The sequence below is a fragment of the Helicobacter sp. T3_23-1059 genome (assembly GCF_053654515.1).
Genome location: NZ_JBSIUV010000263.1, coordinates 1 through 330 on the forward strand (window position 1 = coordinate 1; position 330 = coordinate 330).

General features: G+C 34.2%; 1 protein-coding gene. It reads right to left on the bottom strand.

The features are described 5' to 3' along the window. On the bottom strand, window positions 1–330 hold a 330-nt coding region (locus ACWIX0_RS14350), incomplete at both ends, for an ADP-ribosyltransferase-containing protein (protein WP_454174637.1).

Sequence of the window (330 nt, forward strand, 5' to 3'; positions counted from 1 at the left end):
TTCAAATTCTGCGCGATTTTGATTATTTATCGGCTCTGATATATCAAAAGGTTTTTTGATTTTTAAAAATACTTTGTAAATAGGCGTGTTAGTTATTTTTAGTTCTTGGACGGCTTCTTGTGTGAGAGAATCTCCAAACCAAAATCCATAACCGCTATGTATTTTTTTGTTATCAAAAATTTCAAATTTTTTATCGCTATTTGTTGCGTGATAAAAGATTTTAGGTGTGCCGTCTGCTTCTTTTGTGATTGCGTGGCTATCGCTGTGCCATTTTGCTAGATTTTGCGCAAAATCGTGCGAAACTTGCATTTTTTCTTGGATTTTCTCGGC